This window comes from Microcella putealis, assembly GCF_004216575.1.
Taxonomy (GTDB): Bacteria; Actinomycetota; Actinomycetes; order Actinomycetales; family Microbacteriaceae; genus Microcella; species Microcella putealis.
Genome location: NZ_SGWW01000001.1, coordinates 53,591 through 68,375 on the forward strand (window position 1 = coordinate 53,591; position 14,785 = coordinate 68,375).

14 protein-coding genes are annotated in these 14,785 nt (G+C 68.5%); 9 read left to right on the top strand and 5 right to left on the bottom strand.

Annotated elements, in window-relative coordinates; translation table 11 throughout:
* The first annotated feature begins 2 nt into the window (after window positions 1–2).
* The 9 genes from uvrC (at window position 3) to EV141_RS00290 (ending at window position 8,598) form a co-directional block, all read left to right on the top strand.
* Window positions 3–1,979: an excinuclease ABC subunit UvrC gene (uvrC, locus tag EV141_RS00250; protein ID WP_130483987.1), complete on the top strand. Its 1,977-nt coding sequence runs from the start codon at window positions 3–5 to the stop codon at window positions 1,977–1,979.
* 47 nt (window positions 1,980–2,026) lie between these two features.
* Window positions 2,027–2,899: an RNase adapter RapZ gene (rapZ, locus tag EV141_RS00255; protein ID WP_130483988.1), complete on the top strand. Its 873-nt coding sequence runs from the start codon at window positions 2,027–2,029 to the stop codon at window positions 2,897–2,899.
* A gap of 90 nt (window positions 2,900–2,989) precedes the next feature.
* Window positions 2,990–3,970, top strand: a complete 981-nt coding sequence (gene whiA / locus EV141_RS00260) for a DNA-binding protein WhiA (protein WP_130483989.1) — start codon at window positions 2,990–2,992, stop codon at window positions 3,968–3,970.
* Window positions 3,971–4,116: 146 nt separating this feature from the next.
* Entirely contained in the window at window positions 4,117–4,743 is a 627-nt protein-coding gene (locus EV141_RS00265; RefSeq protein WP_130483990.1) for a superoxide dismutase, read from the top strand.
* A gap of 103 nt (window positions 4,744–4,846) precedes the next feature.
* On the top strand, window positions 4,847–5,851 hold the full coding sequence (gene gap / locus EV141_RS00270; RefSeq protein ID WP_130483991.1) for a type I glyceraldehyde-3-phosphate dehydrogenase: 1,005 nt from the start codon (window positions 4,847–4,849) through the stop codon (window positions 5,849–5,851).
* Between the two features lie 20 nt (window positions 5,852–5,871).
* On the top strand, window positions 5,872–7,083 hold the full coding sequence (locus EV141_RS00275) for a phosphoglycerate kinase (RefSeq protein WP_130483992.1): 1,212 nt from the start codon (window positions 5,872–5,874) through the stop codon (window positions 7,081–7,083).
* On the top strand, window positions 7,077–7,868 hold the full coding sequence (tpiA, locus tag EV141_RS00280) for a triose-phosphate isomerase (protein ID WP_130483993.1): 792 nt from the start codon (window positions 7,077–7,079) through the stop codon (window positions 7,866–7,868). The genes EV141_RS00275 and tpiA overlap by 7 nt, the downstream gene beginning before the upstream one ends.
* Before the next feature lie 101 nt (window positions 7,869–7,969).
* Window positions 7,970–8,218, top strand: coding sequence for a preprotein translocase subunit SecG (secG, locus tag EV141_RS00285; RefSeq protein WP_130483994.1), 249 nt, complete (start codon window positions 7,970–7,972; stop codon window positions 8,216–8,218).
* Window positions 8,219–8,229: 11 nt separating this feature from the next.
* Window positions 8,230–8,598 (top strand): RNA polymerase-binding protein RbpA, encoded by a 369-nt coding sequence (locus tag EV141_RS00290; RefSeq protein ID WP_130483995.1) that lies wholly within the window; start codon window positions 8,230–8,232, stop codon window positions 8,596–8,598.
* Window positions 8,599–8,679: 81 nt separating this feature from the next.
* Here EV141_RS00290 and pgl read toward each other — a convergent pair whose 3' ends face one another.
* From pgl to tal, 5 genes are read right to left on the bottom strand one after another with little or no spacing between them, the layout of a single operon-like run.
* Complete coding sequence (gene pgl / locus EV141_RS00295) at window positions 8,680–9,522, bottom strand: 6-phosphogluconolactonase (RefSeq protein ID WP_130483996.1); 843 nt, start codon at window positions 9,520–9,522, stop codon at window positions 8,680–8,682.
* A gap of 34 nt (window positions 9,523–9,556) precedes the next feature.
* Window positions 9,557–10,489 carry a glucose-6-phosphate dehydrogenase assembly protein OpcA gene (locus tag EV141_RS00300; protein WP_130483997.1) on the bottom strand — a complete coding sequence of 311 codons (933 nt, stop codon included), beginning with the start codon at window positions 10,487–10,489 and terminating at the stop codon, window positions 9,557–9,559.
* A complete protein-coding gene (gene zwf, locus EV141_RS00305; RefSeq protein WP_130483998.1) occupies window positions 10,486–12,030 on the bottom strand; it encodes a glucose-6-phosphate dehydrogenase in 1,545 nt (514 codons plus the stop codon). Before zwf ends, EV141_RS00300 begins: the two co-directional genes overlap by 4 nt.
* Window positions 12,031–12,050: 20 nt before the next feature.
* Entirely contained in the window at window positions 12,051–13,643 is a 1,593-nt protein-coding gene (locus tag EV141_RS00310; RefSeq protein WP_130483999.1) for a glucose-6-phosphate isomerase, read from the bottom strand.
* The gene (tal, locus tag EV141_RS00315; protein ID WP_130484000.1) at window positions 13,640–14,749 is read right to left on the bottom strand and encodes a transaldolase; all 1,110 of its coding nucleotides are present in this window, start codon (window positions 14,747–14,749) and stop codon (window positions 13,640–13,642) included. Before tal ends, EV141_RS00310 begins: the two co-directional genes overlap by 4 nt.
* Window positions 14,750–14,785 lie beyond the last annotated feature (36 nt).

Consider the following 14,785-nt stretch of genomic DNA (forward strand, 5'->3'; position numbering starts at 1 on the left):
CCGTGGTCTCGCGCGACGAATGGCGCCCGCGCCGCGGCGAGATCCCCACGGCGCCGGGGGTGTACCGATTTCGTGATGACGCGGGCCGCGTGCTGTACGTCGGCAAGGCCAAGAATCTGCGGCAGCGACTGACCAACTACTTCCAGCCGCTGCACTCGTTGCACGAGCGCACGCGCCGCATGGTGACGACGGCCCGGGGCGTCGAGTGGACGATCGTCGGCACCGAACTCGAGGCGCTGCAACTCGAATACACCTGGATCAAAGAGTTCGCACCCCCGTTCAACATCAAGTTCCGTGACGACAAGACATACCCGTACCTCGCCATCACTCTCGGTGACGCCGTTCCCCGCGTCATGGTGACGCGCACCCGCGGCATTCGGGGGGCGCGCTATTTCGGCCCGTACACCAAGGTGTGGGCGGTGCGCGAGACTGTCGACACGATGCTCAAGGCGTTTCCGATGCGCTCGTGTTCCGAGTCGACGTATAAGCGCGCCGAGGCCCGCAATCGGCCGTGCTTGCTCGGCGACATTGGCAAGTGCGCGGCGCCGTGCGTCGGGCGCATCTCCCGTTCCGACCACAAGTCGATCGCGCTCGACTTTGCGAGCTTCATGGCCGGCAACGACGTGTCCTACGTCCGCGGGCTGAAAAAGAAGATGGCCGAGGCGGCCGCCGAGTTTGACTACGAGACGGCCGCGCGTATCCGCGATCAGATTGGCGCACTCGAGACAGCCCTCGAAAAGAGCACCGTCGTGCTCGCCGAGGATGTCGACGCCGACGTCTTTGGCATCGCCCACGATCAGCTCTCTGCAGCCGTGCAGCTGTTCACAGTGCGTGGCGGCCGCATTCGCGGTGTGCGGGGCTGGGTCGTCGACACCGAGCTCGACGTGTCACTGGGTGACCTCGTCGACACCGCTCTGCAGAACGCGTATGACGATCTCGTGCCGCCGCGCGAGGTCATCGTGCCCGCCCTGCCCGACGACGTGGCCGCCCTGCAGCAGGTGCTCGCCGAGCGGCGACGCGCCGGCGGAGAGCGCGGGGGAGTCCAGCTGCGCACCGCGCAGCGCGGCGACAAGGCGGCTCTGGCCGAGACCGTGCGACAGAACGCCCACGGCGCCCTCGTGCAGTACACGACGCGCCGCGCCGGCGACTTCACGGCCCGCTCGCAGGCCCTCGCCGACATTCAAGAGGCCCTCGGTCTCGCCGACGCGCCACTGCGGCTCGAGTGCTTCGATGTCTCGCACTTCGGCGGCAAGGGCCAGGTCGCCTCCATGGTCGTCTTCGAAGACGGGCTGCCAAAGAAAGACCAGTACCGCCGCTTCGCCATCGAGGATGCGCGCGACGACACGGACGCGATCTATCAGGTTCTGAGGCGCCGCCTCGCGTACCTGTCGGCACCCGAACTGCCGGCGACGAGCACGGGGCTCGTTCCGGCGCCGGAGGATGCGCCGGCACCCGAGCCGGCGACGGCCGACGTCAGCACCGACTCCGACACCACCGCACACGCGGCGGGCGAGACGCCGGCTGTGACGGGCTCCCGCGCGGCGTTCCACTACCGCCCGGGGCTGCTCGTGATCGACGGCGGCGAGCCGCAGGTCAACGCGGCCGCCCGCGCGCTGCGTGACGCGGGCGTCACCGACATCGCCGTGTGCGGCATCGCCAAGCGCCTGGAAGAGGTGTGGCTGCCGGGGGAGTCGTTCCCGGTGATTCTGCCCCGCGCATCCGACGCCCTGTTTCTGCTGCAGCGCCTGCGCGACGAGGCGCACCGTTTCGCGCTGCGCTACCAGCGCACGACGCGCAAGCGCGACATCCGCACGCAACTAGCCGACGTGCCCGGGCTGGGGCCGGCGCGCATCCAGAAGCTGTTGACCCACTTCGGTTCGGTGACGCGCCTGCGGCAGGCGTCGCCCGACGAGTTGACCGCGGTCGACGGGATCGGCCCGGCGCTGGCGGGCGAGATTCGTCGCGCGCTGGCTGGCTGAGGCACCGGGTAGGCTGGACCCACACCGCACCCAAGCAGGCTGAGGCAATGAGCGAGACTCCCGCGCACGAGGTTCTGATCGTCACCGGTATGTCGGGGGCGGGCCGTTCGACGGTCGCCAATGCTTTGGAAGACCTCGGGTGGTACGTGGTCGACAACCTGCCGCCGCAGATGTTGCGTCCGCTCGTCGATCTCGCAGTGCACCCCGGCAGTCAGCTTCCCGCGATCGCCGCCGTTGTCGATGTTCGCGGTGGCAAGTTGTTCGCCGACCTCGTCGACATCGTTCACGAGTTGCGGGGTCGCACGCACCTGCGGGTGCTGTTTCTCGAGGCGACCGACGACGCGCTCGTGCGCCGTTTCGAGCAGGTGCGGCGCCCGCACCCCTTGCAGGAAGACGGCACGCTGCTCGATGGCATCGCCCGCGAGCGGGCCCGCATGCTCGAGGTGCGCGAGCTCAGTGACATCGTCATCGACACCACCAGCTTCAACATTCACCAGCTGGCGACGACGGTCACCGACATCTTCGCCCCGCAGGGCACGGCCGACGTCAAGGTCACGCTCGAAAGCTTTGGATTCAAGTACGGCACCCCGACAGACGCCGATGTGATCACCGACGCGCGTTTTCTGCCGAACCCTTTCTGGCAACCCGAACTGCGTAGCGCGACCGGTCTCGACGAGCCCGTGCGCGACTATGTGTTGGCGCAGGAGGGCGCGAGCGAATTTCTTGACGGGCTCACGGCCATGCTTCGCCCTCAGCTGGCCGGATACGCCCGCGAGAACAAGCGGCACGCCACCTTCGCGATCGGATGCACGGGAGGTAAACACCGATCCGTCGCGATGGTGGAACAGCTGGCTGCGCGTCTGCGCGCGATGCCGGGTATCGCCGTGACCGTGAAGCATCGAGACCTCGGACGCGAGTAGGCTCGACTGTCGCCGAGTGCGACGCGCCGCACGATCCGCGGCCCGCAGCGACGACGACCACCGCCGACGAACCCCAGAGGAGACCACCCCGTGTCACTGACCGCCGACGTCAAAGAGGAGCTGGCCCGTCTGGCCGCGACGAAGACGACGGTGCGAGCGGCCGAGTTGGCGACAATTCTGCGCTTCGCGGGCGGCCTGCACATGATCTCGGGGCGCATCGCGGTTGAGGTTGAACTCGACTCCCCGAACGTTGCTCGCCGTGTGCGGCGCGATATCGCCGAGTTGTATGGCATGCGCAGCGACGGTGCGATTTTGTCGCCCGGCGGCTCGCGCAAGGTGCCGGCGTACGTCGTGCGCGTTGTGGACGGTGGCGAGACCCTCGCGCGCCAGACCGGTTTGTTGGATGCGCGCCGCCGCCCCGTTCGCGGCCTCCCGAACAAGCTCACCACCGGTGGCACCGAGCAGCTGGCGGCCATCTGGCGGGGCGCATTTCTTGCCCACGGCTCGCTCACCGATCCCGGCCGGTCGGCCGCCCTCGAGGTGAGCTGCCCCGGCAACGAGGCGGCCATGGCCCTGGTCGGCGCTGCGGGGCGGCTGGGGGTGCCGGCGAAGGCACGCGAGGTGCGCGGCGTTCACCGCGTCGTGATTCGTGACGGCGAAAAGATCAGCGAAATGCTGCGCATCATGGGCGCAGGTTCCACGGTCGAGGCGTGGGAAGAGATGCGTCAGCGCCGTGAGGTGCGCGCGACGGCGAACCGTCTCGTGAACTTCGACGACGCCAACCTTCGCCGCTCGGCGCAGGCCGCCGTTGCCGCGTGCGCGCGGGTCGAGCGTGCGCTCGAAATTCTGGGCGACGACATTCCCGAACACCTCCAGTACGCCGGTCAGTTGCGCCTCGCGCACCGCGACGCAAGCCTCGACGAGCTCGGCCACCACGCCGATCCGCCCATGACGAAAGACGCCGTCGCGGGTCGTATCCGACGCCTCCTCGCGATGGCCGACAAGCGCGCTGAGCAGCTCGGAGTGCCGGGCACCGATGCGAACCTGCCCGAGGGCGTCGACGCCGACTGATCGACGCGGGGGCTCGTCCCTGGATATCCCCGGAGTATCGGGAACAGGGCCGGGGTCGGTCTCGTTGTCGTCACTAGACTCGCGAGCAGTCAGCGGGGTGGCCGACCGGGCACCCCGGCATCCGTTACGGAGGAGATGACCCGTTCATGACCACCTACAGCCTTCCCGATTTGGGCTACGACTACGCAGCCCTCGAGCCGCACATCAGCGCGCGCATCATGGAGCTTCACCACTCAAAGCACCACGCGGCCTACGTCGCCGGAGCGAACGCGGCACTCGACGGTCTTGCGGCCGCTCGCGAGTCGGGTGACTTCGCGAACATTAACCGACTTGAGAAGGATCTCGCGTTCCACCTCGGCGGCCACGTGAACCACTCGATCTTCTGGACCAACCTTTCGCCCGAGGGTGGCGACAAGCCAACCGGCGAGCTGGCTGCGGCCATCGACGAGTTCTTCGGCTCGTTCGACCAGTTCGTCGCGCACTTCACCGCAGCGTCGATGGGAATCCAGGGCTCGGGCTGGGGCGTGCTGTCGTGGGACCCGATCGGGCGCCGCCTCATCATCCAGCAGCTCTTCGACCAGCAGGGCAACACCGCGCAGGCGACGGTGCCGCTGCTGCAGCTCGACATGTGGGAGCACGCGTTCTACCTCGACTATGTGAACGTCAAGGCCGACTACGTGAAGGCCTTCTGGAACATCGTCAACTGGCAGAACGTGGCGGACCGCTTCGCCGCGGCCCGGTCGACGACGGACGGCCTCCTGCTACTGTCGTAAACGACGGCGACGCGGCCGGGGCGCCTCGCGCCCCGGCCGCCCGCGTCTCACCCCACCACCACACCGCAGCTACGGCTGCCCCCGCACCCCACAGGAGTTTCTCGTGAGCGTGAAGATCGGTATCAACGGCTTCGGTCGCATCGGCCGCAACTACTTCCGGGCGGCTCTCGCCCAGGGCAGTGACCTCGAGATCGTCGCCGTCAACGACTTGACCGACAATGCCGCTCTCGCACACCTGCTGAAGTACGACTCGATCACGGGCCGCCTCGACGCCGATGTGCAGCTCGAGGGCGACACGATTGTCGTCAACGGCAAGCCGATCACCGTGCTTGCCGATCGCGACCCGGCGAACCTGCCCTGGGGCGAGCTCGGCGTTGACATCGTGATCGAGTCGACCGGCTTCTTCACGAAGGCGGAGGCGGCGAAGAAGCACCTCGACGCCGGTGCCAAGAAGGTGCTGATCTCGGCTCCCGCGACCGGTGAAGACGCCACCTTCGTCGTCGGCGTGAACCACGAAGACTACGACCCCGCGAACCACCACATCATCTCAAATGCGTCGTGCACGACGAACTGCCTTGCCCCGCTCGCCAAGGTGTTCAACGACACCTTCGGCATCGAGCGTGGCCTCATGACTACGGTGCACGCCTACACGGCTGACCAGAACCTCCAGGACGGCCCGCACAGCGACCTGCGTCGCGCTCGCGCCGCCGCCGTCAACATCGTTCCCACCTCGACGGGTGCGGCGAAGGCGATCGGCCTTGTCCTGCCCGAGCTGAAGGGCAAGCTCGACGGCTTCGCGCTGCGCGTTCCGGTTCCCACCGGCTCCATCACCGACCTCACGGTCGAGGCGAGCCGCGAGGTGTCGGCCGACGAGATTCTCGCCGCCTACAGGGCTGCCGCCGAGGGCCCCATGAAGGGCATCCTCAAGTACACCGAAGACCCGATCGTTTCGAGTGACATCGTCACCGACCCGCATTCGTCGATCTTCGACGCCGGCCTGCTTCGCGTCAACGGCAACCAGGTCAAGCTCTCGGCGTGGTACGACAACGAGTGGGGCTACTCGAACCGTCTCGTCGACCTCACCGAGTACGTCGCCGAGCGCCTCTAAGCGCGGCCGGGGCTCCTGACGTGGCTCTGCGCACGATCGAATCCCTGGGTGAGCTCGCCGGCCGGCGAGTGATCCTGCGATGCGACCTGAACGTTCCGTTGTCGGACGGCCAGGTGACCGACGACGGCCGCATTCGCGCGTCCTTACCGACGATCAACGCGCTCGTTCACCGTGGGGCGAGGGTCGTGGTGATATCCCACCTCGGCCGCCCCGACGGCGAGCCCGACTCGCGCTACAGCCTGCGTCCGGTGGCGCAGCGCATGAGCGAGCTGCTGGGCGCACCGGTGACGTTCGCGAGTGACACGGTCGGCTCGGCGGCCCGCGAGGCGGTCGACGGCCTTGAGGATGGCCAGGTCGCCGTGCTCGAGAACCTCCGGTTCTCGCCCGACGAAACCAGCAAGAACGCGGATGATCGTGCTCGGTTCGCCGGACGGCTCGCCGAGCTCGGCGACGTCGTGGTCTCGGACGGCTTCGGCGTCGTGCACCGGAAGCAGGCCAGCGTTTACGAGCTCGTTCAGTCGCTGCCGAGCGCTGCCGGATCGTTGATCGCGGCTGAGCTCGACGTGCTTGACCGGTTGACCGAGAAGCCCGAGCGGCCGTACACGGTCGTCCTCGGCGGATCAAAGGTCTCCGACAAGCTCGGCGTCATCGCCCACCTCCTGCCTCGGGTCGACCGCCTGCTCGTCGGCGGGGGCATGCTCTTCACCTTCCTAAAGGCGCAGGGCCACGAGATTGGCGCGAGCCTCCTCGAAGAGGACCAGCTCGAGACGGTGCGGGGCTACCTGGCCGAGGCCGAGCAGCGCGGCGTCGAGATCGTGCTGCCGACCGATGTGGTTGTCGCCGAAGCCTTCGCCGCCGACGCGCCGCACACGGTGCAGGCTGCCGACGCGCTGACCGCAGGCCCCGCGGGTGAGGCGGGCATCGGGCTCGACATCGGACCCGAGACCGCTGCCCGCTTCGCCGAACTCATCGCCAGCTCGAAGACGGTGTTCTGGAACGGGCCCATGGGCGTGTTCGAGTTCCCGGCTTTCGCCGCCGGAACGAAGACCGTGGCCGAGGCGCTCACCCGCGTCGACGGCCTGGGTGTTGTCGGAGGCGGCGACTCGGCCGCCGCGGTGCGCGCCCTCGGTTTCCGCGACGAGCAGTTTGGCCACGTGTCCACGGGCGGTGGCGCGAGCCTGGAATTCCTCGAAGGTAAGAAGCTCCCCGGACTGGAGGTCCTCGGATGGTGACCACGCGTATCCCGCTGATTGCGGGTAACTGGAAAATGAACCTCGACCACCTGCAGGCGATCGCCACCGTGCAGAAGCTTGCGTGGACCCTGCGCGATAAGGGGCATCCGTTCAGCGAGGTCGAGGTTGCGGTGTTTCCGCCGTTCACCGACCTGCGCAGCGTGCAGACGCTCGTAGGCGCCGACTCGCTCGACGTGCGCTACGGCGGGCAAGACCTCTCCGAGCACGACGGCGGCGCGTACACCGGCGAGATCTCGGGTCAGTTCCTCGCGAAGCTCGACTGCCACTACGTGATCGTCGGACACTCCGAGCGGCGTGAGTACCACCACGAGGACGACGGCGTGGTCGCTCGCAAGACGGCCGCAGCGCTCAAGCACGGGGTGACGCCGGTCGTGTGCGTCGGTGAGACCGCCGCCGACCTCGAAGAGCACGGCGCCTCGGCTGTTCCGGTGGGCCAGCTGAAGGCCGTACTGGACGCGGTTGACGCGGCATCCGACATCGTCGTCGCGTACGAGCCCGTGTGGGCGATCGGCAGCGGCCAGGCAGCCACGCCCGAGCAGGCTCAGCAGGTTTGTCAGGCGCTCCGCGCGACCCTCGCTGAGGCGTGGGGCGACGAGGCGGCGGCCCGCACGCGCATCCTGTACGGCGGCAGCGTGAAGTCCAGCAACATTGCTGGCTTCATGGCCCAGAAGGATGTTGACGGCGCCCTCGTCGGTGGGGCCAGCCTCGACCCCGAAGAGTTCGCGGCCATCGCCCGGTTCCGCAATCACGTCGGCACCGTTTAGCGTTTCCTATTGATCCGCAGGCGCGGGGCCCGTCCCGGCGGGCGTCGCGCGCCTGCGCTAGAGTGGGACGTTGTTCCCCACCCCCCGGAAGGTTCTCTCCCGTGCAAATCCTTCAGGTCGTGCTTCAGGTCATCCTGGGCATCACCAGCCTGCTTCTGACGCTCATGATCCTGTTGCACCGCGGTCGCGGTGGCGGGCTCTCCGACATGTTCGGTGGCGGCGTCACGTCGAACCTCGGCGCATCAGGTGTGGCGGAACGCAACCTCAACCGCATCACGATCATTCTGGCCCTCGTCTGGGTTTCGACGATTGTGGTTCTCGGTCTGATCACCCGGTTTACCGGGCTGTAAGGAGCACCACCATGGTTTCTGGAGGAAGCGCCATTCGCGGGTCCCGCGTCGGCTCAGGCCCGATGGGCGAGCAAGACCGCGGCATTCACGCGGAGCGCGTCGCCATCTCGTATTGGGATGCGCTCGGCAACGAGACGGTTCGCTATTTTGCGGCCAACCTTCCCGACGAGGAGATCCCCGAGGTCATCGACTCGCCGCAGTCGGGCCTTCCCGCCGGCCGCGACAAGGACAACCCGCCGGCGATGCAGAAAAACGAGCCGTACAAGACGCACCTGGCGTACGTGAAAGAGCGCCGCACCGACGAGGAGGCGAAGCAGATCCTTGACGAGGCGCTGCAGAAGCTCCGCGAACGGCGCGGAACCGCATCCTCGACAAAGTAGCGTCGCCCGCACCCACGCAACGACCAACGCCCCGCCAGCTTCCTGCCGGCGGGGCGTTCGTCGTTGCTGTCTGAGGGTGTCTTACGAGCGCCGGTAGTCGCTGGGCTCCCAGCTCGACGGCATCCAGTCGTGGGTCTCCATGGCACCCGTCCAGTAGCTCGGCGGCGTGCGCAGCGACTCGGGAACATCGGCGGCGGCCTCGGTGTCGACGAAGAACACCGTGCGCTTCGTGCCGAGAGCGGCAGCCGCGGGAACCGAAGCCGGGTCTGCCTCGGCGAGTGCCAGGCCCAGGGCGGGCGCCTTGTCTGCTCCCGCGAGCACCAGCCAGACGCGCTCGGTTGCGCGAATGACCGGCACCGTGAGACTGAGGCGGCCGGCAGGGGGCTTCGGCGAGTCGTGCACCGCGATGACCGTGCGGTCGCTCACGAGGGGGCCGGGGCGCTCGGGGAAGAGCGAGGCGATGTGTCCGTCGGGGCCGACGCCGAGGAACATGATGGCGAAACGCGGATGCTCGGCGCCGTCGCGCCCGAAACGCGCCAATTCGGCGGCGTAGGCCTCGGCGGCCGCATCGAGCTCGAGCCCCTCGTCGCTGGCCGGGAACGGGTGCACGTTCTCAGCGGGAATCGCGATGTGGTCGATGAGTGCCGTGCGCGCCTGCGTCTCGTTGCGGTCGGCGTCACCGCGCGGCAGCCACCGTTCGTCGCCCCACCACAGGTGCACCGCATCCCAGTCGATGCTGTCGCGGGCGGGGGAGTGCGCGATCGCGGCGAGCACTTCGATGCCGACGGAGCCGCCCGTGAGAACGACGTGCGCCTCGCCCTCGTCGTCGATCAGGTCGATGAGCTTTGTCACGAAGCGGGCGGCCACGCTGCCCGCGAGCGTGGCGCGATCGGGATGGACGAGGACGCGTCGGTCGGTGGTCACGATGCCGGGAGAGCCTTTCGGGTGCGGGGGAGCCTCAGTGAGCGGACGCCCCCAGGGCGCCGAAGCCGCTGAGGATCACGTCGCCGAAGGCGTCGTCGGGGTCGAGCCTACGCAATTCCTCGGCGAGGCACTCGCGCAGTGGGCGCCGGGGGAGAGCGATCTCGTGCACCGGCTGGCCCGGTTGGGTCAGCGTCGCGATGCCCGGTTCGCTGCGGTCGAGCGTGATCGGTCCGCTCTCGCGGTGCAGCACGACGCGGTGGATACCGGTCGACGGGTGCTCGCCCGACACGGTGACCTCGACGGGCACGTCGAGGCGCGTGCTCAGCCAGGCGGCGAGCAGCACGGTTGACGGCGAGTCCTCCGCGCCGGCGACCTCGACACGCGTGATCGGCTCGAACGGAGGCTGGTCGAGCGCGGCAGCCAGCTGCGCGCGCCACAGGGTGAGGCGCGTCCACGCGAAATCGGTGTCACCGGGCTGGTAGCCGCCGGCGACGCGGCGCAGCGCATCCAGCGGGCTGTCGCTCGAGGCGGAGTCGGTGATGCGGCGCTGCGCGAGCGAGCCGAGCGGGGTCTGCCGCACGAGCGACGGGCACTCTTCTGGCCACCACGTGACGACTGGGGCATCGGGCAGCAGCAGGCCCGTGACGAGACCGCGCTGGTCGGTCGCCGTGGCCCCGTGGGCGCGCAGAATGATGACCTCGCTCGCGCCGGCGTCGCCGCCCACGCGAATTTCTGCATCCAGGCGCGATTCGGCGTCCGCACCATTGGTCGCGACGACGATGATCCGCATCGGATGCTCGCGCGAGGCGTCGTTCGCCGCCGAGATCGCGTCTTCTTCGCGACCGATTCCGGTGGCGATGATGAGCGTGAGCACGCGTCCCAGGGCAACGGCGCCGGCTTCATCACGGATGCGCACGAGCGTCTTCGACACCGCGCTCGCGGTCGTGTCGGGCAGGGGAATGATCACGGTCGCCTCCAGACGCGCCCGTCGCGGGCGAGCAACTCGTCGGCCGACGCGGGGCCCCACGTGCCCGGAGCGTACTGCTCGGGCTGGCCCTGCGTCGCCCAGAACTCTTCGATCGGGTCGAGAATCTTCCAGCTCAGCTCGACCTCTTCGTGGCGCGGGAACAGCGGCGGGTCGCCGAGCAGCACGTCGAGAATCAGGCGCTCATACGCCTCGGGGCTCGCCTCGGTGAAGGCGTGCCCGTAACCGAAGTCCATGGTGACGTCACGCACCTGCATGCCAGCACCGGGCACCTTCGAGCCGAAGCGGATCGTGACGCCCTCATCGGGCTGTACCCGAATCACGAGCGCGTTCTGGCCGAGCGCCGAGGTTTGCGACTCCGCGAACAGGTACTGCGGTGCCCGCTTGAACACGACGGCGATCTCGGTCACCCGGCGCCCGAGGCGCTTGCCCGCCCTCAGGTAGAACGGCACGCCCGCCCAGCGGCGCGTGCTGATGTCGAGCCGCATGGCCGCGTAGGTCTCGGTGACCGATTCGGGGTTCATGCCGTCTTCTTCGAGGAAGCCCGGCACCCACTCACCGCCCTGCCAGCCGCTCGAGTACTGGCCGCGAGCCGTGCCCGTCGCCAGGTCTTTCGGCAGCCGCACCGCCGACAGCACCTTCTCTTTCTCGGTGCGCAGGTCGGCCGCATCAAACGAGACGGGCTCTTCCATGGCGGTCAGCGCGAGTAGCTGCAGCAGGTGGTTTTGAATCACGTCGCGCGCGGCGCCGATACCGTCGTAGTAGCCAGCACGCCCTCCCACGCCGATGTCTTCGGCCATGGTGATCTGCACGTGGTCGACGTAGTTCGCGTTCCAGATCGGTTCGTAGAGCATGTTCGCGAAGCGCATCGCGAGGATGTTCTGCACCGTCTCTTTGCCGAGGTAGTGGTCGATGCGGAAAACGGCGTCCGGCGGGAACACCGATTCGACGACGTCGTTCAGCTCACGAGCGGTCTGCAGGTCGCTGCCGAAGGGCTTCTCGATGACGACACGACGCCACTGGCCTTCCTTCGCCTCGGCAAGGCCGCTGCGGCGCAGCTGCTCGGTGACGATGGGAAAAGACTTCGGCGGGATCGAGAGATAGAACGCGTGGTTGCCCATCGTGCCGCGCTCACGATCGAGCGCGTCGATGGTCTCGGCGAGCCTCTCGAATGCGCTGTCGTCGTCGAAGTCACCCTGAACGAAGCGGATGCCCGCCCGCAGTTGTCGCCAGACCTCCTCATCGAAGGGGGTGCGCGCGTACTGCCGAACGGCGTCGTGCACGACCTGTTCGAAGTCTTGGTCGTCCCAGTCACGCCGAGCGAAGCCCACGAGCCCGAAGCCGGGGGGCAGCAGCCCGCGGTTCGCGAGGTCGTACACGGCCGGCATCAGCTTCTTGCGCGACAGGTCACCCGTCACGCCGAAGATGATGAGGCTGCTCGGACCGGCGATGCGGTTGAGCCGCCGGTCGTCGGGGGAGCGCAGCGGGTTGTCACCCGGCGCGATCCGGTGCGGTGCACTCACGCGGTTCTTCTTTCTCGAGGTCAGACGATCGCGGCGATCAGGGCGGCGATGGCGTCGTCGGCGACCGTCAGCGTCAGGACCGGGCGGCCGTGGTCAGCCAGCACGCGGGCATCGCCCGCGGCCTGCGCGGCGATCAATTCACCAAAGGTGAAGGGACGACCCTCGATCTCGCGATCGCTCGCCGGCGTGCCCACGATCTGCAGGAAGACGCCGTGCGCGGGGCCACCCTTGTGGTACTGGCCCGTCGAGTGCAGGAAGCGCGGGCCCCAGCCGAACGTCACGGGACGCCCCGACTGCTCGGCGAGCGCGTGACGAATCACCTCGAGCTCGGGGTGGGCCAGCCGGTCGAGGTACGCCTGCACGGCGATGTAGCCATCGGCAGGTACCGCGTCGCGGAGGCGGGCGACCGCGTCGGCGACCGACGTCGTTCCCGCGACCAGCGCATCCGGACCGGTGACCGCGATTCCGCCGTCAATGACGGCGGGGGCAACGGGCTCGGGACGGTGGTCGAGCAGCCCGCGTGCGGCGATCTTCGCGCTTTCAACGTCGGGCTGGTCGAACGGGTTGATGCCGAGCAGACGGCCGGCGACCGCCGTCGCGTACTCCCATGTCATGAGCAGGGCGCCGAGTGACCCCGACACCTCGATCTCGTTGTCGCGCACTTCGCGCGTCTCGGCGCGGCTCGCCACGTGGCGCAGCACCTGCACGTCGGCGGCACCCGAGCTCAGTTCGGGAGCGTCGACGCCGGCGACGACCGGGAGCACACCGGTGCCCTCTTTACCGGTCGACTCGGCAACAAGCTGCTCCACCCAGTCGCCGAGCCCCACGATGTGGGTTCCGTCGGCGACGATGACGAGCTTGTCGCGGCGCGGCTCGGTGCCGGCGATCGCCGCGCCCAGGCGCAGGCCGGGGTTCTCGTCGACATCGACGGCGAGGGTGATCGAGGCGGCGTCCGCCTCGTCGAGCAGCGCGTCGAGATCGACGCCCGCGAGTCCGCTCGGCACGAGGCCGAACGCGGTGAGCGCGCTGTAGCGGCCGCCCACCGTGGGGTCGGCCGTGAATACCCGGTAGCCCGCCTCGTCAGACGCCTGATGCAGCGGCGAACCGGGGTCGGTCACGATGATGATGCGCTCGGTGGGGTCGATTCCGGATGCACGGAACGCGGTCTCGAACGCGCGCTTCTGGCTGTCGGTCTCGACCGTCGACCCCGACTTCGACGACACGACGACGGCCGTGCGCTCGATGTGCTGGTCGACGGCGGACGCGACCTGGTCGGGGTCGGTCGAGTCGAGCACAACGAGCGGAACGCCCGAGGTGCGGGTGATGACTTCGGGGGCCAGTGACGAGCCGCCCATGCCGCAGAGCACGATGCGGTCGACGCCGCGCTCGTGCAGTTGCGCGCGCAGTTCACTGATCTCGTCGACCAGGGGTCGCGATACGGACACCGCCTGCGTCCATCCCAGCCGCACCGATGCCTCCGACTCGGCTGCCTCGCCCCACAGGGTCGCGTCACCGTTCGTGATGCGGCTCGCGACGCGGTCGCTCACGAGCTGCGGAACGTGCCGCTCGATCGCCTCGAGGGCCGCCCCGCGGGCCTCGACGACCGCGCTCACCGAGCAGCCTCGAGCGCCGCGCTGACGGTGTCGAGGAGCTCGTTCCAGCTGACGATGAACTTCTCAACGCCCTCCTTCTCGAGCTTCGCCGTCACCTCGTCGTACGAGATGCCGAACGCCTCGAGGGCGGCCAAGACCTCCCGCGCCTCGTCGTAGCTGCCGCTGACCGTGTCGCCCGTGATGTCGCCGTGGTCGAACGTCGCCTCCAGCGTCTTCTCGGGCATGGTGTTGACGGTGTGGGCGACGGCGAGCTGCGTCACGTACAGAGTGTCGGGCAGCGACGGGTCCTTGACGCCCGTCGACGCCCACAGGGGGCGCTGCACGGTCGCGCCGGCGGCAAGCAACGCCTGAGCGCGGTCGGAGGCGAAGAGCTCTTCGAACGCCTCATACGCGAGTCGCGCGTTCGCGATGCCCGCCTTGCTCTTGAGTGCGAGCGCCTCAGGGGTGCCGAGCGCGTTCAGGCGGCCGTCAATCTCGCTGTCGACGCGCGAGACAAAGAACGACGCGACCGAGTGGATGCTCGACAGATCGTGGCCGGCGTCCTTCGCCTTCTCGAGACCCGCCAGGTAGGCCTCGACGACCTCGCGGTAGCGCTGCAGGCTGAAGATCAGGGTCACATTGACGCTGATGCCAGCCGCGATGGTCTCGGTAATGGCCTCAAGGCCCTCAACCGTCGCGGGGATCTTGATCATGGCGTTCGCGCGGTCGACCTTGGCCCACAGCTCGCGGGCCTGCTGTGCGGTGCCCGCGGCGTCGTGCGCAAGTCCCGGCTCAACCTCGATCGACACGCGGCCATCACGACCGCCGGTCGCCCGGGAGACCTCCGCGAAGATGTCGCTGGCCCGCGCGACGTCATCGGTCGTGATCTCAAAAACCGCCGAGGTGACATCCGCTCCCGCGGCGGCCAGATCGCGAATCTGCTCGTCGTAGGTCGTGCCGGTGGCGAGCGCCGCCGCGAAGATCGTCGGGTTGGTGGTGACACCGACGACGTTGCGCTCAGCGATCAGGCGCTCGAGGCTGCCCGAGGTGATGCGGTCGCGGGAGAGGTCATCGAGCCAGATGCTGACGCCGACATCGCTGAGTCGGGCGGTGGGTGTGCTGGTCATGAGAATCCTTGGCTTGTGTGGTGGCGGTCGGGGGCG

What these genes read in the sequence shown, in the direction of transcription:
- rapZ (WP_130483988.1), top strand. Translation starts at nt 2,027, where the DNA reads ATGAGCGAGACTCCCGCGCACGAGGTTCTGATCGTCACCGGTATGTCG.
- EV141_RS00265 (WP_130483990.1), top strand. Translation starts at nt 4,117, where the DNA reads ATGACCACCTACAGCCTTCCCGATTTGGGCTACGACTACGCAGCCCTC.
- tpiA (WP_130483993.1), top strand. Translation starts at nt 7,077, where the DNA reads ATGGTGACCACGCGTATCCCGCTGATTGCGGGTAACTGGAAAATGAAC.
- EV141_RS00290 (WP_130483995.1), top strand. Translation starts at nt 8,230, where the DNA reads ATGGTTTCTGGAGGAAGCGCCATTCGCGGGTCCCGCGTCGGCTCAGGC.
- tal (WP_130484000.1), bottom strand. Translation starts at nt 14,749, where the DNA reads ATGACCAGCACACCCACCGCCCGACTCAGCGATGTCGGCGTCAGCATC.